Source organism: Ruminococcus sp. 1001136sp1, from assembly GCF_039841815.1.
In the GTDB taxonomy this organism is placed as follows: domain Bacteria; phylum Bacillota; class Clostridia; order Lachnospirales; family Lachnospiraceae; genus Blautia_A; species Blautia_A faecis.
This window is the reverse complement of sequence record NZ_JBDPGY010000036.1, coordinates 1-19,836: the sequence shown is the minus strand read 5'-3', so window position 1 is coordinate 19,836 and position 19,836 is coordinate 1. Positions and strand designations below refer to the sequence as shown.

Annotated in this window: 17 protein-coding genes and 1 pseudogene; 3 read left to right on the top strand and 15 right to left on the bottom strand. The window is 38.6% G+C overall.

Annotation, left to right across the window (positions count from 1 at the left end; all coding sequences use genetic code 11):
• Positions 1-396: 396 nt before the first annotated feature.
• Positions 397-633, top strand: a complete 237-nt coding sequence (locus ABHC48_RS19675; protein ID WP_187566623.1) for a DUF6061 family protein — start codon at positions 397-399, stop codon at positions 631-633.
• A 90-nt stretch (positions 634-723) separates the two neighbouring features.
• Here the strand turns inward: ABHC48_RS19675 and ABHC48_RS19670 are convergent, their stop codons facing one another.
• The 12 genes and pseudogenes from ABHC48_RS19670 to ABHC48_RS19615 all read right to left on the bottom strand — a co-directional run bounded on the left by ABHC48_RS19670 (position 724) and on the right by ABHC48_RS19615 (position 14,909).
• Entirely contained in the window at positions 724-2,409 is a 1,686-nt protein-coding gene (locus ABHC48_RS19670) for an ABC transporter ATP-binding protein (RefSeq protein ID WP_195700431.1), read from the bottom strand.
• A 240-nt stretch (positions 2,410-2,649) separates the two neighbouring features.
• Positions 2,650-3,426: a hypothetical protein gene (locus ABHC48_RS19665; RefSeq protein WP_195700430.1), complete on the bottom strand. Its 777-nt coding sequence runs from the start codon at positions 3,424-3,426 to the stop codon at positions 2,650-2,652.
• A 369-nt stretch (positions 3,427-3,795) separates the two neighbouring features.
• Entirely contained in the window at positions 3,796-4,314 is a 519-nt protein-coding gene (locus ABHC48_RS19660) for a helix-turn-helix domain-containing protein (RefSeq protein ID WP_195700429.1), read from the bottom strand.
• A 154-nt stretch (positions 4,315-4,468) separates the two neighbouring features.
• Entirely contained in the window at positions 4,469-5,854 is a 1,386-nt protein-coding gene (locus tag ABHC48_RS19655; RefSeq protein ID WP_195700428.1) for a DUF4179 domain-containing protein, read from the bottom strand.
• Positions 5,851-6,408 (bottom strand): sigma-70 family RNA polymerase sigma factor, encoded by a 558-nt coding sequence (locus tag ABHC48_RS19650; protein ID WP_195700427.1) that lies wholly within the window; start codon positions 6,406-6,408, stop codon positions 5,851-5,853. The genes ABHC48_RS19655 and ABHC48_RS19650 overlap by 4 nt, the downstream gene beginning before the upstream one ends.
• 352 nt (positions 6,409-6,760) lie before the next feature.
• Positions 6,761-7,474 (bottom strand): annotated as a pseudogene (locus ABHC48_RS19645) (galactose-1-phosphate uridylyltransferase); the annotation flags it as partial.
• 174 nt (positions 7,475-7,648) lie between these two features.
• Entirely contained in the window at positions 7,649-8,473 is an 825-nt protein-coding gene (locus ABHC48_RS19640; RefSeq protein WP_021925437.1) for an AraC family transcriptional regulator, read from the bottom strand.
• A 410-nt stretch (positions 8,474-8,883) separates the two neighbouring features.
• Positions 8,884-9,558 (bottom strand): hypothetical protein, encoded by a 675-nt coding sequence (locus ABHC48_RS19635; RefSeq protein WP_195700425.1) that lies wholly within the window; start codon positions 9,556-9,558, stop codon positions 8,884-8,886.
• 169 nt (positions 9,559-9,727) lie between these two features.
• On the bottom strand, positions 9,728-11,587 hold the full coding sequence (gene asnB / locus ABHC48_RS19630) for an asparagine synthase (glutamine-hydrolyzing) (protein ID WP_195700424.1): 1,860 nt from the start codon (positions 11,585-11,587) through the stop codon (positions 9,728-9,730).
• A 231-nt stretch (positions 11,588-11,818) separates the two neighbouring features.
• Complete coding sequence (locus ABHC48_RS19625) at positions 11,819-13,570, bottom strand: M56 family metallopeptidase (RefSeq protein ID WP_195700423.1); 1,752 nt, start codon at positions 13,568-13,570, stop codon at positions 11,819-11,821.
• 6 nt (positions 13,571-13,576) lie between these two features.
• Entirely contained in the window at positions 13,577-13,966 is a 390-nt protein-coding gene (locus ABHC48_RS19620) for a BlaI/MecI/CopY family transcriptional regulator (protein ID WP_173729244.1), read from the bottom strand.
• A gap of 52 nt (positions 13,967-14,018) precedes the next feature.
• Positions 14,019-14,909 carry a hypothetical protein gene (locus ABHC48_RS19615; protein WP_195700422.1) on the bottom strand — a complete coding sequence of 297 codons (891 nt, stop codon included), beginning with the start codon at positions 14,907-14,909 and terminating at the stop codon, positions 14,019-14,021.
• A gap of 178 nt (positions 14,910-15,087) precedes the next feature.
• Here ABHC48_RS19615 and ABHC48_RS19610 point away from each other — a divergent pair, with 178 nt between their 5' ends.
• Positions 15,088-15,381 (top strand): autorepressor SdpR family transcription factor, encoded by a 294-nt coding sequence (locus ABHC48_RS19610; protein WP_173717826.1) that lies wholly within the window; start codon positions 15,088-15,090, stop codon positions 15,379-15,381.
• Positions 15,356-16,390: an SdpI family protein gene (locus ABHC48_RS19605; RefSeq protein ID WP_187566655.1), complete on the top strand. Its 1,035-nt coding sequence runs from the start codon at positions 15,356-15,358 to the stop codon at positions 16,388-16,390. Before ABHC48_RS19610 ends, ABHC48_RS19605 begins: the two co-directional genes overlap by 26 nt.
• 92 nt (positions 16,391-16,482) lie before the next feature.
• Here the strand turns inward: ABHC48_RS19605 and ABHC48_RS19600 are convergent, their stop codons facing one another.
• The 3 genes from ABHC48_RS19600 to ABHC48_RS19590 form a co-directional block, all read right to left on the bottom strand.
• Complete coding sequence (locus ABHC48_RS19600; protein ID WP_334285818.1) at positions 16,483-16,794, bottom strand: LysR family transcriptional regulator substrate-binding protein; 312 nt, start codon at positions 16,792-16,794, stop codon at positions 16,483-16,485.
• Between the two features lie 11 nt (positions 16,795-16,805).
• Positions 16,806-17,231: a LysR family transcriptional regulator gene (locus tag ABHC48_RS19595; protein WP_334285817.1), complete on the bottom strand. Its 426-nt coding sequence runs from the start codon at positions 17,229-17,231 to the stop codon at positions 16,806-16,808.
• A gap of 249 nt (positions 17,232-17,480) precedes the next feature.
• Positions 17,481-19,550, bottom strand: coding sequence for a hybrid sensor histidine kinase/response regulator (locus tag ABHC48_RS19590; RefSeq protein WP_173773832.1), 2,070 nt, complete (start codon positions 19,548-19,550; stop codon positions 17,481-17,483).
• Positions 19,551-19,836: the final 286 nt, after the last annotated feature.

Here is a 19,836-nt window from a genome sequence, read left to right as displayed (position 1 = left end):
TTTTCATAAAATATCTTCCAAAACCAATCATCGTAAATGGAAGAAGCAAATCCATAATCAACATAAAAATCCAAAACCCCATTGTAAGCTCCTTTACTACAACTTCCGATTGAGATTTCACCTGTTTTAAGAGATTTAATAGCTGTTATATTTTGTTATTAAATTCTCCGCAAGCCCTTGAAAACACTGGGTTTATCGCAGGTGAGCTTTCCCTTATTGTTTCCCTTGTGTTATATCGTCCCGTCAATGTTTACGAACTCTGATAAGGGCAAATACAAGGGCAAGAAAATCATATAAAACAGTATAACACAAAATAAAAGTGACATGGTGGACTGATTGAAATGCTTCTGATTTTTGTAACTAATGATTGATTGAATGACAAGGAGATAGGATACGATGAGAACAGTATTTGCAGAATACAATATGTACCGGAACAGCATAGACATCTACACCCATGCTGGTTGTATGCTTCGTATTGACTGCGATAAGGCTGAAGATGGTATTAAAACTACACCATGCTCTCAGTGTGCATTAAATGCTCTTGCTATTGATGAACCTCTTGAATATGCAAAACTATATCTGGATGGAACTATGCAGATATGGGTAGACACAGAAGACTCTATTGAACTTTAAGTACACTAAGGGACTGCTCCTCTAACAATTAAAAAAGTGCAAGAGCAACAGTCCCTTTGTATTTTTACAAGTTTCAACCTAAAAAAACAATTATTTCACATTCGCATTATACAAGTCCATAAAATAAGAATCTGTATGTAGTAGTTCTTCAAAAGGACCTTGTCCAACAATCCTCCCTTCTTTAAAGAGAATAATTCTGTCAAAACCTACAATGGAATTTAATCTATGTGCAATGGCAATGACAGTTTTATCTTTCATTTTTTGCATAACTGATTTCATTACATTTTCTTCTGTTAAATTATCCATTGCAGATGTTGCTTCATCCAAAATGACAAGTTCGGAGTCTTCAAACCACAAGCGAGCTAATGCAAGTCTTTGTTTTTCTCCACCCGATAAACAAGTACCTTTCTCACCAATTTCAGTATTTAAACCTTCCGCAAGATTTTCAACTAAATGAGATAGTTGCACTTCACTCAATGCCTCCAGCATTTGTTCTTCTGACACTTGTTTCTCAAATACCAGATTTTCTTTTATTGTTCCGTCAAAAACAGGGGCATCCTGTGATAGATAACTAACTCTATCATACAGATTATTAAGACAAATTTCTTTTAACTCCATGTCTCCTAAGCGAACTTCTCCTTGATTATATTTTAGCAACCCTAATAATATCCTGATCAAGGTCGATTTTCCGGAACCACTTTCTCCTACAAAAGCTATTTTTTCTCCCTTTTGTATTGACAGGCTCAAGCCATCTATAATTTTCCGTTCCTCATATTGGAATGATAAATTTCTTATTGCAATTTTTCCAACATTTGTATTTATTGCGTTACCGTTTCTTAATTGAACATCGTCTTTTAAGCCTAAAAATTCCTCAAATCTCTTATATGACGCCTTGTCTAATTTATATTGGACATAAAGTACATTAAAAATGGCAATTGGCGTATAAGCATTTTCAATCAGTGCAATTAGTGCAACCACAGAACCTACTGTAAGGTTTTTCGTTTTCCATGCATAAAAAAGAATACCAATATCTAACATTGCCACAAGTAGTGCAAATATTGTGAAGAATGCTTCATGAATCATATTCATTTTTACTTTTGATGAAACAATATCCTCTTTTGCATTACAAGTCTTCTTTATTTCACTCGGGAACTGTTTACTCATACGAAATACCAACATTTCCATATAGCCTCTGACCAAATAGTGATTTAATAGTTCTTCACTATTCAAAATCTTTTCTTTTATTTTATAAAGAAACTTCAATAGAATGTTGGTTATTATAAAAATAACCGTATAGCCTACAAACAGTACATAAGTGACTTTTTCATCTATTTCCCAAATAAAGTATATACTAAAACCAATGGTAGGAAGTAAGTCACGAATCAAACACAACCAGAAATTGAATAATACATTTCTTCCTGCTGCTGAACCATTCTCAATCCTTTGAACAAGTTTGCCCATACCTATTTTCTGATATTCCGTATAATCGATTGTACTTATTTTTCTAAGTGACAAAAGCTTAAAATCCAGATAAATACCATGTTCCAACTTCTTTTCAGGGTAATTATCCAGATAATTCATACCGTAATTTACCAGCAAAATAAAGCCATATGTTGCAACTCCTGCAAATGCAAGTGTTCTATCAGCCAATCCATCAATAACCTTTTGGAAATAGTCAACCTTGTAATTAGCCACAAATGAATTAAATATACCTAGTCCAATGTAGACCAATACCCATATGCTGTTTTTCTTTAATATTTCTTTTATATAACGCATAACTGTACTCCTTTACATATTGTATTTCAAGCATCAGAGCAGTACAGTCAACGACTACTGGCAAGTTTCTTTTAACCTCAGCACAATCTGCCAACAGTTTACATCAACTGTACTGAGTAGTTACCTCGGATAATTTTCATATCGTTCTCACTTCTTTCTAAAAATTTTCTATTATTATATCATGTTAAGTTCCAATATTCTATCGTAATTCCGTCAAAAGAATATAAAACAAAGAGCATATTATCTTACCCCTCTGTCATTTGTCTGCCTGCTGATACTGTTCTGGTTTTCAGCGGCTTCCCTTTGTAGTCTTGCAAGTTTATCCGACAGTTTTTCATCCTTATGCGTAGGTGTATCCGGTTTTCTGCAGGCATTCTTCCAGCTTTCGTATTGTCTCTGATAATCCGTATAAGCATTCCTGCATTTTCTGAATGTCAGCAGGAACTCGTTCATGTTTTCAAAACCGCTATTACGAACCATGTTTGAGAGTCCTGCCTTTAATCGGTTGATATAATCCGTCTTTTCGTCAATCTTTCTCTGCAAATCGCCTTTTCTGATGAGCTTCGCCAGTCCCTTTAAGTTTGACATTTCGATTTCAAGACTGCCTCTTAGTTGCTCAGCTTCAAAGATAATGGCATTCTGGCTGTCCAGTTCTGTCTTTATCTTTTTTAACTTCGGATAAGCGGCTGCTTCCGGTATCATAACAGGCTCTGGCGGTAACACATCTGCTGTAAGTATTCCGTTGTCCTGCTTTTGGGCTTTGTTTTTATCTTCGTGAGTATTTTCACACTGCTGCCTGCTGTGAATGCCTTTTATAGCCTCAAGCACCTTTGTGATAAGCAGTACCAGCTCTGCTATTGCCATATTCAGGATAAGCGAGAGCATTTCGGGCTTATTGCCGTATCGCTCAATCGATCTCTTTACTGGCTCTGTGATATGTTCCCTCTTTATCTGTAAAATATCCTCTATGGGAACCTCACTTATGACAGCCCTGTCAACCTCTCTGTTCCAGTCCATCCGCAGTTTATTATCCTGCTCAATCTGTTCTGCCTTTGGGGTGTTCTTACCAACCTTCTTGGTAGCAAGATATGGACCATTGCAGTCAAATACTGTGAGATTACACCATTATCACGATACTGTTTTAAAAGTGCATTATAAACAATACTTTATACATTTTCCCTACCCTCTTTTAATCTGATACATTTATAGGCTTTATTTATCCAATTATAAAACTTGCCATTCAAAAATCATATGAATTAATTTTTACAAAGCATGCACAAAATGCGATTTTTATTATATTTCGTCTGTTTTTCTATAAAATTGTGCATAAAAGCAGCAGGCACATCCCTGTTTAGAGACATGCCTGTCATGTTTAAATCTTGTTAATTATCTATTATGCAGAACCAGTTTCACATCAAATGTGAATTTTTCTTCATTTAACTGATATTTCTCGGAAAGTACCGGTCCACAGCTGTTAGAACCGATACCATTCTGGGAATAATCAATACAAAGTACAGTGCTTCCACATTTTTCAAGTTCATAGCCGTGCTTTTTATTTGTCAGTTCCTCCTGAGTGTATTCAGAAGCATTAAATGCAATCGTTTTTTTTCCAGCAGCTGACAACGTCATTTTATCATTGCTCACGCACACATAATCGCAGTCTGTATGGCTTCCGTTTTCCTGAGGACGAAGATAATCTTCATGCAGATCTTCGACCTTGGAGGTATAAACTCCATGACTTCCAGAACGGCATTTGATGTCTATGAGAATCTGCAGATCCGGATAGCTCTTTTCATTCTCCCAATTAGACACAGTCTGTCTGGTAACATGAAATATTTTTCCAAATTCCTCCTGGGTCAGCGCCTTTTCTTTTCGTATTTTTAATATCTGCGTTCCAATGTTCATATTGCTCTGCTCCTGTTCTTCCAATCGGTTTTGCTTCTCACCTGGATTATATAAAAAATTCTGCCGAATGAAAAGCAATTTACCTTTTACAGCGAAAAAATAGGTATGCAAAGCTTCTTTGACATGGGATTTTGGGAAACAGATTCACGTTTCTCTACTTAATCTGAATCCTTATTTTTTCACCGACAGGTGTCCAGTCAGATTCTGCAGTGATTTCACCTGTAGTTCCATCATATGCGCTTTCTTCGGTTCCATAATCTTCATCCGTTTTATCTGCTGCGTCGGTATTTTCTTTCTGGTCTGTATCGTCTTGAAGCCTTACTTCTGTGGGAGCATCTGCCCCTCCGATAATTTGAGTTTCAACCGGCTCCTCTGCATCTGACGGATTTTCTCCCTCCAAAGTATCCTCTGGAACTTCTTCTACTTCTTCTGTAGTCTCACCAATTTCTACAAAATCGTCATCAACCCAGACAGTGTCTGCTGCAGCCATATAAGGTTCTCTGGTATAAAGCTGTAATTCCAGATAATCGCTGTCAATATCCGGGAGTAAAAGAACCGGACCGTCAGAATCCAGCTGATACATGCCCCAGAAACTGGTTTTAAAACTCCATTGAGATTTACCATCTGCTGAATTACTGCGCAGTTCATACTGTACCTGATTTCCTTTACTGTCTGTCCCCATAAGCATCATCTCATTACCATTATACAGCTTTTCCTCAAGTTCTTCCGGAATTTCTGCCGTAATTATACTTTGCAGTTTATTCATGGAAAAGTCTGTTAATTTTACGGTTCCTTCTTCTGTTTTAACAGAAACATCTTCCAGCTTTTTATGAACTGTCTGTTTCATAAGCTCCGCATGGGGAATAGAAAAATCAAACTCAAACTCTGCAAAATAATCTTCGCCAAGATTTTCATTTTGATAGGCACCAAGTACCAAATGTACTTCCGGATTTTCTCCCAGATCCCCACCAAGGGAAAAGCGGGATTCCAGAACAGCATCATAGACATTTTCATCCAGTCCGGTATTTAGTAAATCCTCATCCGAATACGGCAGATAGTGTCCGCTTTCGTATTCTTCAATTTTCTGTCCATTTATTGTAGTTTTCTGATAATCAATGTCAAGCTGTGTATTGGCAAAGGTCCAGGCATCTTGGACATCATCCGTGCCCTTTTGCCCGGAAGATGTTTTTTCTGCATGCACCTTTGTTAACAGAACCCCATTATCCAGAACAACTTCTTTTAATGTTACAGTAATTCCTTTGTCTTCCTTAGAGGTATTCAACACTTCCGTATAAGATTCAATGCTTTTGGGGAAACCAAGGGTTTCTCCTATGGACAATGTAATATTTTTTATTGAAGCCTGGATATGCGGATTAGAAAAGATAACAGAACCCAAGGTGACGATCACACAGGCAGCTGCTGCTTTGCTCCACCCTTTTGGCCTCCGGTTTTCCTTTTTTTCACTCCATTCCCGCTCTGCTTCCTCTATATATTTCGGATCAATATTACCAAATTCTTTTGAAAAATCAAACTTTTTCATATGCGTCCTCCTTCTTTTTCCAACAGTTTCAACAGCTTTTTTCGGTTTCTGTATAAATTCATTTTCACACTTCCCACTGACATATGATGACTTTTGGATATTGCAGAAACAGGATCCAAAAACCAGTATCTTCGTACAAAAATATTTCTGTCCTTTGGAGACATCTCTTCCAAAAAACGATTTATGGTTTCCATCAGTTCTTTTTCTGCCAGCTGTTCTTCCACTGTATAAGTTACATTTAGCTGCTCCATTTCATCCATAACATCTGCCATATGAACATCCGGGCGCTTGCCTGCAAACTTTTTTCTTAAACGGTCAATACTAAGATTTCTTGTAATCCGACCGCAAAAGTGTGCCAATACAGGAGGATGCGTAGGAGGAATCTGTGACCATACTGAAAACCAGGTATCATTCAGACATTCCTCGGCATCTTCTCTATTCGCTAATAAATTCCAGGCAATCTTGTAGCAATAGGGATGATACTTAGTACTCAATTCTATAATTCCATTCTCATCTCTTTTTAAAAACAGATTTATAATTTCATCATCATTCATTTACAGGTTGTCCTCCGGGTTTCTTTAAGATAAAAGTCACTGTCCATAATCTGACCAGCAACAGATAAGGCGCCTTTTTGAATAAAAATATTTCCATTCATATTATATATCGTAAAAAATAGTGGATGGTAACAGAAAAATTCAATTTTTTTCAGTTGAGATTCAAATTAAAGTTTTGGTTTTCGGTAGATTACCTTTTGGGGGGTAAAAATAAATAATGAAAAGCAGCCGATATTCTCATTTTATATACCATGAGATACCGGCTGCAACTGCTGTTATAAAAATATTTTCTTGTTCTGTAGTTTTGTACTTCATACTACAGCATTCATTATAACCACGGTCAAAGCACGTCTTATAAACTGTCCACAAAACGCATAAAATCTTCTCTTCCTTTTGGTGTGCATTTATAAACTCCGGCATCTTCCAACACATGTACAAATACCAGTCCTACTTCTTTTTGAAGAATTGCTTGAATGTTCTCTGCATTAATATCCGGATATTTTTCCAGCAATTCTTTCACCCAGTCCTCATGCTTTGCTATTTTTTCATTTGAAGAAATATCTTTTCCAGATAAAATGTATTCCTCTAAAAGCTCCAACTCTTCTTTTAATCGGGCCGGAAGAACTGCAAGCCCCATTACCTCGATCAGCCCGATATTTTCCTTTTTAATATGATGGTACTGTGCATGTGGATGATATACACCAAGTGGATGTTCTTTCGTCGTAATATTATTGCGAAGTGTCAGATCCAGCTCGTATACATCTTCCACTTTACGGGCAATTGGGGTTATGGTATTATGTGGTTCTCCGTCCGTATTGGCAAATACAAAGACTGCTTCATCTGTATAGCCTCTCCATGCCTGCAGCACATGTGTTGCAAGGTCAATCAACCGTTCTGGATTTTTATGACGGATACGGAGCACTGATAACGGCCACTTTACAATTCCCGCTTCCACATCCTCAAATCCAGGAATGGTCACATGCTTTTCAATCGGTGCCTTAGCCATTGCGAAGGTATAATGTCCTCCCTGGAAATGGTCATGGCTTAAAATAGAACCGCCTACAAGCTGCTCAATGTTCTGAAATTCCTGTTCCGGTGCAGTGTAATCATCCTTGTAAAATACATCCAGCAGAAGATTTGTTGTGTAATTTCTCTCACATTCCGGTATCAGTCCCGTCTCGACTCCATACTGTACCAGTTTTGCAATACTCTCACTCAGCATATTTTTATCCTCTCTTTTCTATATGATTTCATTTTGCAGAACAAACTTTTCTCTGTACAGATTCCGGTATTCTCTTGGTGTCATTTTGTAGCGTTCCCTGAAAACCCGGTTAAAAGTCCGCTGACTTTCAAATCCTGCATCCATGGAAATGTCCGTAATGCTTTTGTCAGTACACTCTAAATGAACACAGACATAGTTTAATCTCTGTTCATTTAAATATTGGTTAAAATTTCTATGAAAAGTTCCGGAAAAGACACGCGAAAGTGTAAATTTACTTACTCCCATATCTCTTGCCATCTTTTCCAGGGACATTTCTTCTTTAAAATGTTTTGCAATATAGGAGACCGTCTGATAAATGATATCATTGCTCTCCACACTGCTCTTTTCCTGTAAGTTAAATGCCGGGATACTTCTGGCCAAAAGGATCTGCACATAAGCCTGTTCCACAACAAGGTTAGGATTTTGCTCCTTTTTATCGAGCTTCAGGCACCGAATTGCATTTACAATATCCCGGTGGACCTGCGGCTTTTTAATTACAGGATTTTTCGGACAGTATTTCTGCATAACAGAAGCAAATTGTCCGCAAAGTATGGGCTGCGCCCACAGATAGCATGCCTTATTATTCTCTCCTGAAAAGACCTGGCAGTGATGGATCACTTCTGGAAAAAGGACTGCAAAATCACCTTCCTCCATGTGAAAGAGTTCCTGGCCCATTCCAAGCTCCAAGCATCCTTCTGTAAGATAGATGAATTCAACTGAATTGTGCAGATGAGGGGATTCATGTCTGGCAATGCGGGAATGTAAATGCAGGTTTTCTTTTTTCTCTTCATAAACCGGAAACATAATTTCTCTCCTCTGCAAATTTTGTCTGTTTTTTCTTTTCATTTGGCACGTAATCCGCTTTCAGGTGATCTATAATGCACTTGTAAGTTAAGAAAAGAGGTGAACGAAATGAAAAATTTAAAAGCTTATATCTTATATGTGATGAATTTCTACGCAAACTATTATAAAGTTTGCCGCTAATGCCAGAAGAGAATTCCGGTATTCGGCCGGATTTTCTTCTGCATAAACTATCACATCCGCTTTTTATTAGTATAACCAACTGATGAACCCCTGTACATGAACAGGATTCTTTAAAATATAGACAAAATGATACCAAAAAAGATATGCTGCAAAAAATGACTGTATTTCCTGCCTCATATCTTTCCTTAATCCAATGACAGACAGCCCGAAAATATCGGGCTGTCTGCTTTTTAGATGGTATCAATCAGATCACTTCCACTAATGATCTGGCTCCAGCGGTTTTCACGTTTGTCCGCATTTTTCTCAAAGTATGGAAGTCGCGTTTCTTCCAATTCCTCCAGGCATGGGATGCTTCCATCCAGATACTTTTTTGTTCTCCGGATGGTACTGTTAAGTCTGGTAATCACAGCTCCAAGTTTAATCTGTTTCTCAGCTTCTTCTGCAGGTACAAATTTATTTTTCTTAAATTCTTCCAGACACCTAATTAGTGCATTATTATGAATATAAAAAAGAATATATTGAAGTTCCTTTTCTGATACTTTCAAACAATTGTCACCATAAACTCCTGCCAGATTTTGTACATCTGTATCCGTTATGAACTCTTCTCCTAATTTCAATAAAATTTTCTCAAAAAAGTTATTTTTATAGCAATGAACATTTGCAACCAAAGTACTATGATATAACGTTTCATCATCGGCTTTCAGAATATAGAGTTCCAGTGCACGCGCTACGCTATATATATAATGTCTGAACAATCCCTCCCAGGCCATCTTATCTCCCTGCCAGAAAACACGTACAAACCCTTCCAACGGATCATTTAACTCTTCTTTCGATGCAAAATGAAAAGTGCCATTTTCAATTTCTAATAACGCACTGCTTATTGAACGGTAGTGGTATAATTTCATTTTTTCCTTCTTTCGATAAATTATTCAAATAGTTATGATGAAGTCTGCTCTTCATAAACCATGGATTGACATGCAGCTTCCTATACGAAAGCTTAATACCTATCTTCCATTTTTTCTTTGTGAATATCCATTTAGTTATTTTATTATTACCGTCTCATAACCAACTCTCTCACTTCGAACATGTAGCAAAAAATATATCATACCAGATAAGGAATGTTAAAACTGTCCAGATTTTACGACTGTTATCTGCCTTTTTATCTTTATGGTCCTTCAGAAGCTGAAGCAGTTCCTCTGTACGAAAAAATTCTTCTGCCGCTTTTGAGGTAAATAAATCCGTTACCATCTGATACCAGTCATCCTGCCGCAGCCACACACGGATTGGAATGGGAAAACCAAGTTTCTTACGTTCATCGGTTTCCTGTGGAAGAAATTTTGAAACAGCTTTACGGAAAATATATTTGGTTGTACCTGCTGCAATCTTAGTTTCTTTCGGAAGCTTTGCTGCAAAGTCAAAAACTTCTTTATCCAGAAATGGTACCCTGACTTCCAGGGAATGTGCCATACTCATTTTATCTGCTTTCTGCAAAATATCGCCAGGAAGCCAGTAGTTCAAATCTACAGACTGCATTTTTTCCATGTCTTGAAGTCCGCCTCTGTTTTCTGCCTCAAGCTCTTCATAAAATGGTCTTAAATATTCCTGCGTGGAAGGTCCTGTTACTTTATTTTTCAAAATCTGCGCTTTCTCTTTTTCACGGTAGATATACGCATTTCCAATGAAACGTTCTTCCACTTTCATTCCCGCGCGGATAAGAAAATCCCGACCTTTCACATCTGGCAGCTTTGCGGCCAGTTTTCTAACAGCACGTCTAAGCCTGAATGGAATCCAGGCAACTTTCTTTAATGCTTCCGGTTCTCTGTAAATATTATATCCACCGAAAAGTTCATCTGCGCCTTCCCCGGAAAGGACTACCTTGACATGCCCTGCGGCCTCTTTGGAAAGAAAATAAAGTGCAACTGCAGAGGCATCCCCAAGGGGTTCATCCATATGATACATCACATCTGGAAGGGCATCCCAGAATTCCTGCTTGGATATGATTTTCACATGGTGTTTCAAACCTGCTTTTTCTGCCACTTTGGCAGCTTTGTTTACTTCACTATATCGGTCTCCCTCATCAAATCCCACTGTAAATGCCTGATCTGCACCGGAGGAAGAAGCCAGATAACCGGAATCCACTCCACCTGATAAAAATGCGCCGACTTCCACATCACTTAACATATGATGCTTCACTGAATCCTTTAAAATCTCGGAAAGCTGGCTCCGCAGCTGCGCCATATTCGTCTTATGGTTCCACTGACCTGGTGTAAGCTTTGGTTTGAAATAAGTCTTTATTTCATAGCTTCCGTTTTTATATAAAAGCATATGTCCAGGCATCAGTTTATAAATTCCCTTAAAGAAGGTCTCTTCCAGAGGAGAATATTGAAATGACAAATACTGCTCCAGGGCCTTCTGATTTACTTTCCTTTCATAGCCGGGAAATGCAAGGATACTCTTAATTTCAGAAGCAAATACAAAGTGCCCATCTATTTCGGCATAGTACACAGGCTTAATTCCAAAGAAATCCCTTGCAAGCATCAAAGTCTGCTCTTTTTCATTCCATACTGCAAACCCAAACATTCCCCTGAGTTTATCCAGTGCCTTCTCCCCATACTGCTGAAGGGTATTTACCAGAACTTCCGTATCGGAATGGGTGCAAAAAGAAATGCCGAAAGTCTCAAGTTCTGCCCGCAGTTCTTTATAATCATAGATTTCTCCATTAAAAACAATATGCAGATTTCCATCCGCACTTTCCATAGGCTGCTGCCCATCTTCTAAATCAATAATACTAAGTCTTCGAAAGCCCAGCGTAATCTTCTCCCTGCAAAAGGAGCCCTCACTGTCCGGGCCTCTATGCTCAATGGCTTTCATCATCCTTTCAATTACTGTCTTCTGATCCTGTCTGTAACCTGTAAATCCACAGATCCCGCACATTTCTTCCTCCGTATCCATTTGATGTAGTTTAGACACTGCAACGACTTTTGTTACAGTCCAAAATTTCTTTCCGATATTTTATCATAAAAATATCTGTTTGTTGTAAAATAAAAATGTCTTTCTTATCAAATAATTATATTTCCAAATAGCTTTTATATCTCATATAACATTTTACAAGAAAAGAAACGTTTTCCAGTCTCTTATTTGCTTCCGGAAAACGTTTCTTTTCATTTACTCTTCATAAAGATTTCCGTTCTCATCGGTCCAGGTTCCGTCACCATTATCTGTGTATCCTACACCTTCTGAATCACAGTAATAATAATCTCCGTTTGTAGTCTCTTTTACATTAACGGTGCCACTGCTGCCCTTGAGTTCATGTTTTTCCAGCTGTGTTCCGAAATTATAGTCTTCATCATTCCAGGTACGGTAGGAATTTCCATTGGCATCTGCCCAGCTCCCATCTCCCTGATAACTGTATTGGAATCCATAATAGTCGGAATAGGTTCCGTCTCCGTTATCGTAAAGGACTCTGGATTCTTCATCTCCTTCACCTGCTGCTACAATTGATGCCACACCGGACGCAGTACTGAATCCACTGGTATATGGCACGCCTGCCGGAAGATTTTCATTATGTGATACATTTCCGGTACCATCAGAACTGCTTTCGGAAGCTGTTGATCCATTCTCCTGGCTTTCATTTTCTGTATCAGCTGCAGAAGAATTTTCCGCATCCACACTTTCTGTTGACGTTTCTTCATTTTGTGACAGATCTGCGCCAGGGTTCTGCACGTCGTCGCTTTCCTGCTTATTTACCGTTTCGGAAAAAGGTGCATAATCCGGCACATTATTCTTCACCTGATCTGTCTCTTTTTCATTATGAGCTTCTGCCTGCTCTGTTTTTCCAGTTTCTTCCGGTGCCTCTGCGGACACACTGAATGCCAGATTCCCTCCGACAAGCAGAACGGCCATCAGAATTCCCGGCAACAGTCCCCGTCTAAATTTCCGGATATTGAGCATATACAGGATCCTGTCTTTAAATACCATTCCACTGTCATTAAGGCTTGCGCTCACATATGGTACCTGATTGTCCATTGCGACTGTTCGAAGAAGCAGTTGTCTGTAAAGCCTGTTTTCTTCCAGGCTTACCCGATGGATAACATCTGTATCACACAGATTCTCAATATCTTTATCTGCTTCTTTCAGCATCAGAAGAAGAAATGGATTAAACCAGTATATCGATGCACAGATCCGTAAAAACATCTTATACCAGAGATCCCGATGATTGTAATGCGTCAGTTCATGGTAAAAAACAAGTTTTCTTTCTTCGGCAGAATACCCGGTCGCAGGCAGATACAGTTTCGTATGAAAAAGCCCTGCCAGAAGCGGTGTAGTAAGACCTGCATTCTGCCTGAGTTCCGGTATTCTGCGTACATGCTTTTTCTGACACACCTCTCTGTACATCTGAATACTCACCGGATCACTTACTAACAGACTCATCCGTTCCAGTTCCTTCATAGAAAGGTAATATGCCAGAAATTCTCCTGCAAGTTTGAGGATTGCCACAACCAACCAGACGGCTGTAAAAATCACTGCTGCAATTCCCATCCATCTGCCTGAATCACGCATGACAGGCACTTTCTGCGAAAAAATTTCAGAGGAATTCTGTGTGTTTTTGTTTAACGACTGCATATTTTCTAAATTCTGTAGTCTGTTTCCCTGATTTTCTGTTCCGACCATACTGCCATTTGGATTCAGATTCTGTCTGTCATATGTGCGGTATTGCGGCACATTAAAAGTCACAACTGACAGGTCTGCCGGTAGCTGTAATGGAACTGTCAGGCTGACTGCCACGATCAGCCAGATAACATATTTCCATCTGGCTGAGACTTTACCCTTTAGCAAAGCTGCAAGCACTTTGACCAGCAAAATTACAACTGCTGCAATAATATTCAGTTTCAAAATATGCAAAACAAATACTTCCATAGTTCGCTATTTCTCCCTGTCCTCTAGTTCTTTAAGGAAGTCACTGAGCTCCTGAATTTCTTCAGAGCTTACCTTTTTCCCCTGATACAAGGACGTTACAAATTTTTTCAAAGAGTTCCCATAAAGCTTCTCAAGGACACTCTGGCTTTCATGTGCCTGATAATCCGACTGTGAAACCAAAGGTGTATACAGATTCATTTTACCCTGTTTGGTCACTTCCACAAAATTTTTGGCTTCCAGCCTGGCCAACAGCGACAGGATCGTTGTCGGAGCAAGGCTTTTTTTCGTATTGATCACTTTTTCAATTTCCATTCTGTTCATCGGAGGTGTATTATTCCAAAGAACAAGCATAATATCCAGTTCTGATTCTGGAAGTCTCTGATATGTTTTTTTCACGCTCTCATTCTCCCTCTTTCTACAAATGTAGGAATGATTTTATTATACCATATCAGTCTATTTCTGTATAGCTGTTTCCATTCTCATCTGTCCAGGTTCCATCTCCGTTGTCTGAGAATCCGGTACCATTTTCATCGCGGAAATAATAATTACCATTTGTAGTCTGTGTAATGGTTACTGTATTACCGTCCGAATCCTCAAGGTCATGCTGTTCCAGAGTGGTACCAAGATAATGGGTTTCATCATTCAGGGCTGAGTACGTGTTTCCATTTTCATCGGTATAAGTTTCATTCCCATTATCAGTATATTTCATTCCATCATCTCCACGGTATTCGCAAGAATAATCTTTGTGAAGAATGTAATTGATCTCAATTGTATTTCCATCACTGTCAACTAATGTCAGTGGTGAGGTGGAAATAATATCTGAACCATCACTGTTATCTGCGGAAGCATTCACTTCTGTATCGGAAGAATCTGAATCTCCCTTACCTCCCGGATTGGAAGTATCGGTATCCTCCTGATCAGAATTCTCTGTTGAATCTTCATCTGCCTGTCTGGTAAGGGAGGGATTTCCTGGATAGGAAATATATTCTACGAATTTTCTGACATCACCGATATCATCTGCATCTTTTGCATATCCCACCGTCATATATAAACTGTTCCCCTCTGAATAAACTGTCTGATAGCAGGCTTCATACGTATCATTGCATTTTGCAATTGCTATATTGACATCATCAAGTGAATATTTGTAAATGTTTACATAATCACTTCCATTCGTGTAGCTGGCATAAGTACCTTCCGTATCTGCCTTTTCCCAGTCGGAATCTGCTGGTGGCTGTGTATAAAAGTCATTATTTTCTGCAGCCAGAACCGTTCCTGCTGAAAAGGTCCCCATTACCGCCGTAGTGATAAGTGTCATTAACTTTACTGTTCCTGTCTTCATAGTGCATTCTCCCTGTTTATTATTTTCTACTTTTGTAGAAACTGTTTATATTCTACATCTGTAGAATATAAATGTCAACCATATTTTGAAGCAACTGGTTCTTGACACATAATATTCCTTGCATTATAATACGTTTAACAATTAGGTTAAATGTTAAATGAAGGGATGTGATGAATTATTGGGTATACAGGATACATTAAAAGCACTGGCTGATCCAATACGACGTGAGATTTTGAACTTATTGAAAAATGGGCGGCTTTCAGCCGGAGAAATATGCGAACATTTTTCAGTGACGGGAGCATCCATATCAAGACATCTGGCAATATTGAAGGAAGCTGATTTGATCCGAAACCAAAGAGAAGGAAAGTTTATTTATTATGAATTAAACACTTCCGTATTGGAAGATGTCATGTTGTGGATCACAGATTTGAAAGGAGCATCGAACGATGAAGGAAATGATAAAAAAATATAGAGGTTCATTAATTAGCTCTATACTGGTAATTCTTGCAGGAGTCCTGGTGGGTTTTACGAGTACACACGGTAAATGGATAAATGTATTTTTTGTAGTAACGCACTGTATATTTGTAGCAATCATATTTTATGATAACAGAAGCCGACAACAGAGTCCAAAAGTTATAGGAATGACTATATGGATGATACCTGTTATTACATTGCTCTATAATGGCATTGCCAGATTGGTAAATACCGGAGCAGGCATGGAGAACCTGTTCATGGCATTCATGTATTATGGAACAGGCTTACTATTCATGGTTATAGGAAATTATCTGCCAAAGGTAAAGCAGAATAATACGATAGGAATCCGGGTTATATGGACATTGCAGGATGAGGAAAACTGGAATGCAACTCATAGATTCAGTGGGAAACTATGGATGGCATCAGGTATTCTGTGTATGCTCTGTGGTCTTTTTGAGGAAAGTATGGCTGCTCTTGTTTTGTATATCGTAAGCATTATGGCAGCCGCAATCATCAGCATTCTCTATTCTTATCTATTTTATAAGAAAAAGATAGCGACCGGAGAAAAATTAAAAATTCAGTATAACAAAAAAACAATTGGAGTATCAGGTATCATAGCCATTTTAACCATTATATTCGGTATATGGACGTTGTTTTTGGGAAGTATTGAGATTCGTTTCGAGGATAAAGATTTTACCATTGAGGCACAAGGCTGGAGCGATTATACAGTGGACTATGCGCAGATTGACAGTATCTCATATGAAGAAAATTCATCTCAGAACCGGAATGATTATAGAACCAACGGTTTAGGAAATCTTAGATATGCTATGGGAAATTTTAGAAATGATGTTTATGGAGATTATATCAGGTATACCCATTCATCCTGTCATTCATATGTAGTCATGAGTATAGATGGAAAAATATTGGTCGTAAATGGTGAAAATGATTCAGCGACAAAGGAAATCTATCATACAATTAGCGAAAAGGTGTCAAATGAATTAAAATAGCATCAGAAATGCTGGGAAAATGTTCCCGACTCATCAATTGACTTGTGTTTGGATAGGTGCCGCGTTTAATAAACCAAGTTCTTTCGCTTCTTTTATGTAATCAACAGAATTGTATTTTTTAATTCTCTTGCCGCAGCCCCTATAGGATGCTGGCTGTCATACACCAGGCAGATCTGGCGCTCCGGAATTTCATCTTTTAATGGGATCTGTACGATCTCTTTTTTCAAAAGGGAAGGTGCAGCCATCGGCTGGGGCAAAAAGGCAAGCCCGAGCTCGCATTTTACCAGAGGCAGGATCTGATCCGCAGTGGCAGCTTCCGTATCCGGGGAAAGATCCAGGCCATGAGATAAAAATACGCTGTTGTAAAATTTATAGGTCATAGTTTCCCGCCCAAGAGAAATCATCGGATAGTTCTTTACCTCCCGAAGGGAAAGTTCCTGGCTTCCGGTGTGGAATGGTTGTAAAGCTTCAGCCGGATTCCCGGATAAGTCATGTGAAAACTTTTTAATTTATCCAGCAGGAAAATATTGAGGGCAGTTTCACTGGCACCGATGGCTACACTTCCATGGGATAATCCGGAGCTGTCTGCCAGCTCCTCTTCTGCTGCCTGAAACTGCTCCATTGCACTTAGCACATGGGTATAAAGCCGTTCTCCTTCCGGAGTGAGCTGTACGCCGCGGTTGGTACGGATAAATAAAGTGGTATTCAGCTGTTGTTCCAGACAATTCATGGCCCGGGTAATATTCGGCTGGCTGTTGTTTAACGTCTGGGCCGCCTTGGTAAAGTTGTGGTATTTTGCCACATAATAAAAGATCTTATAATACTCGAAATTAACGTCCATAATATTTTTTCTTTTTTGACATGTCATATATTTATTTCAGCCATATCAATTTAAACTCATTTTCGGTCACTCCTCTTCCAAAACATTTTCATATAAAAAACGTCTTTCCTCAAACAGATGAAAAGACGTTTTTGCTCATATCATTATCTTATCAACAGGCATGGAGATGTTATCATTGGACGCAATAAGAGTGCTGTGCAAATTATATATTTCTCTAAACATGCGTCAATACCTCCTTGCTGACTTTTCTTATATATATTTATAAATGGTCATCTTTACTTTCTCAATATCCAAAGGTTTTGCCAGATGTGCATTCATTCCAGCAGCAATACATTTTTCAGCGTCCTCCTGAAAAGCATTTGCTGTCATGGCAATGATTGGAATTGTCTCAGCATCAGGATGTTTCAGTGACCGGATTGTTTTTGTCGCAGTAAGCCCATCCATTACAGGCATCATGATATCCATCAGAATTGCGTCAAAATAACCTTCCGGTTTCTCCTGAAACATCCTGACCGCCTGCAGTCCATCTTCTGCAACTGTCAGATTTGCACCTTCATCAGACAACAGAGTTTTCGCAATTTCTGCGTTCAGTTCATTATCCTCCACCAGCAATAAGTTTAATCCACTAATATCCATCTGTGCTGCTGTTTTCTTTACTGTATCTGGTGCGGAAGCAAGTTTAAACGGAATTCTGATAATAAAAGTTGATCCGATTCCTTCTTCGCTTTTTATTTTAATTGTTCCGCCCATTTTTTCAATCAGGCCTTTTACAATCGACATTCCCAGTCCAATTCCCTGTTGTGTACTTCCAGAATCATTCCTTTCCTGCGAAAACGGCTCAAATATATGCTTCAGATATTCCTTACTCATGCCAATGCCTGTATCTGTGATCGTCCATTCATATGTCGTAATTCCATCCACTACTTCTGTATAATCCAACACCGTTATTATCTTGCCGCCAATCCGGTTATACTTAATACAGTTTCCATAAATATTAAGAAAAATCTGTCTCATATGCACCGGACTTCCATAAATAAAAGGATATCGAAGCCCTTCTTTTTTTGAACGGAACTGCATTTGAATTCCTCTGTCTTTTGCCCGCTGTTCTATGATAGTCAGAACATCCTGACTTAATTCATCAAAGTTAATGATTTCCTGCGTTAGCGGTACATTTCCATCTTCGATTTTGCTCATCTGAAGAATATCATTAATAAGTGACAATAGATAATCTGCGGCTACCTGCATTTTTCCGAAATTTTCCAGAACCAATTCACTGTCATCAAAATGCTTCTCAGCAATCTTCAGCAATCCGATAATGCCATTCAGTGGGGTTCTCATATCATGAGACATCCTGGAGAGAAAGTCAGACTTGCTTTTATTTGCTTTCTTTTCACTTTCCAATGCAATTGATTTGTGCATGAAGTCATTTTTATCCAGCATGAGATTCCAATGTTCAATGGTTCCGTCTTCCTTTATTACTTTCTGTCCACGATCTTCGATGTATTTGTATGTGCCGTCCTTACAGCGTATCCGGTAAATAGTAGCATAATGATCGGAATGCGTATATTGATTTAATGCATCTGCAAGTCCGACCTTTACGTCATCTGGATGAGCAAGACCGATAATATTACCGCCAGAAGCGTCCATCAGTTCCTTCGGTGTTGCGTAACCGAGCATATTTGCAAATTGTTCTGAAACATATTTAAAAGAATATTCCGGGTCATCATTACTGATTTTGACACCGCCAGGGATGGATACGGTAAATAACTCCAGCTGACTTTGCAGTTTCTTCGTTAATTCCTCGATCATAGCCGTATGCTTTTTCTCTTCTTCCAGAAGCTTCGCATACTCTCTGTTTGATTTTTCCAGTGCCCTCTCTTTTTCCTCTAAGCGATAATGTTCTGTACGGTCAAGAACATAATTGACTGCAATGATATCTCCGGTTTCTTCTTCCCGGTACAGGGCCATGTGATCTTCTGCAAGCATGGGCTCAAAAGTAGCAGTCCTGGTCCAATATCGGAATGATATATGCCGTTCACCATTTTCAAAACGCTTTAACAGTCGTTCTCTGTCAAACTCGTGCAGAAAATCTTGAAGACCTTCTTCAGGTATGGTCAATGCCCATGCATCCACCAGACTCTGTAAGCTTGAATTTTCCGGCAAACCTAATTGTTCATTCAGATTATATTTTTTTCCATTAACTACCTGATACATGGAACCACGTACAATATTCTTTGTGAGATTGATCACGCAGTATCCATCGGCAATAGCAAATACCGACTCTTCCAAAAAACGGTTATTAATCATATCCTGACTCATACTTGTTTATCTCCCTGTAAATTCTCTGATACAGATTATATCCTTATCCAAATATATCCGTCAACAAAGAGTTTTTACATTGTAGAATGAAAATTTACACGCTCATCAGTAGTATTTGCAGGATTTAAAAAACAGGAACATTTCATAAATTTCTCAGCTATATGGCAAGCCGGGAAGTCGGGAAAATAGCAATTCAGTAAATGTACTGAAATAGGTAATTGCGAAACTCAAATTTGAAATATGAGAGCAGTTATCCACAATAAATGGAGATGATAAATGCAGAAAC

Coding starts and splice junctions, on each gene's coding strand:
- ABHC48_RS19675 (WP_187566623.1), top strand. CDS start 397: ATGAGAACAGTATTTGCAGAATACAATATGTACCGGAACAGCATAGAC.
- ABHC48_RS19670 (WP_195700431.1), bottom strand. CDS start 2,409: ATGCGTTATATAAAAGAAATATTAAAGAAAAACAGCATATGGGTATTG.
- ABHC48_RS19665 (WP_195700430.1), bottom strand. CDS start 3,426: ATGGACTGGAACAGAGAGGTTGACAGGGCTGTCATAAGTGAGGTTCCC.
- ABHC48_RS19660 (WP_195700429.1), bottom strand. CDS start 4,314: ATGAACATTGGAACGCAGATATTAAAAATACGAAAAGAAAAGGCGCTG.
- ABHC48_RS19655 (WP_195700428.1), bottom strand. CDS start 5,854: ATGAAAAAGTTTGATTTTTCAAAAGAATTTGGTAATATTGATCCGAAA.
- ABHC48_RS19650 (WP_195700427.1), bottom strand. CDS start 6,408: ATGAATGATGATGAAATTATAAATCTGTTTTTAAAAAGAGATGAGAAT.
- ABHC48_RS19640 (WP_021925437.1), bottom strand. CDS start 8,473: ATGTTTCCGGTTTATGAAGAGAAAAAAGAAAACCTGCATTTACATTCC.
- ABHC48_RS19635 (WP_195700425.1), bottom strand. CDS start 9,558: ATGAAATTATACCACTACCGTTCAATAAGCAGTGCGTTATTAGAAATT.
- asnB (WP_195700424.1), bottom strand. CDS start 11,587: ATGTGCGGGATCTGTGGATTTACAGGTTACAGACAGGATCAGAAGACA.
- ABHC48_RS19625 (WP_195700423.1), bottom strand. CDS start 13,570: ATGGAAGTATTTGTTTTGCATATTTTGAAACTGAATATTATTGCAGCA.
- ABHC48_RS19615 (WP_195700422.1), bottom strand. CDS start 14,909: ATGAAGACAGGAACAGTAAAGTTAATGACACTTATCACTACGGCGGTA.
- ABHC48_RS19605 (WP_187566655.1), top strand. CDS start 15,356: ATGAAGGAAATGATAAAAAAATATAGAGGTTCATTAATTAGCTCTATA.
- ABHC48_RS19600 (WP_334285818.1), bottom strand. CDS start 16,794: ATGATTTCTCTTGGGCGGGAAACTATGACCTATAAATTTTACAACAGC.
- ABHC48_RS19595 (WP_334285817.1), bottom strand. CDS start 17,231: ATGGACGTTAATTTCGAGTATTATAAGATCTTTTATTATGTGGCAAAA.
- ABHC48_RS19590 (WP_173773832.1), bottom strand. CDS start 19,550: ATGAGTCAGGATATGATTAATAACCGTTTTTTGGAAGAGTCGGTATTT.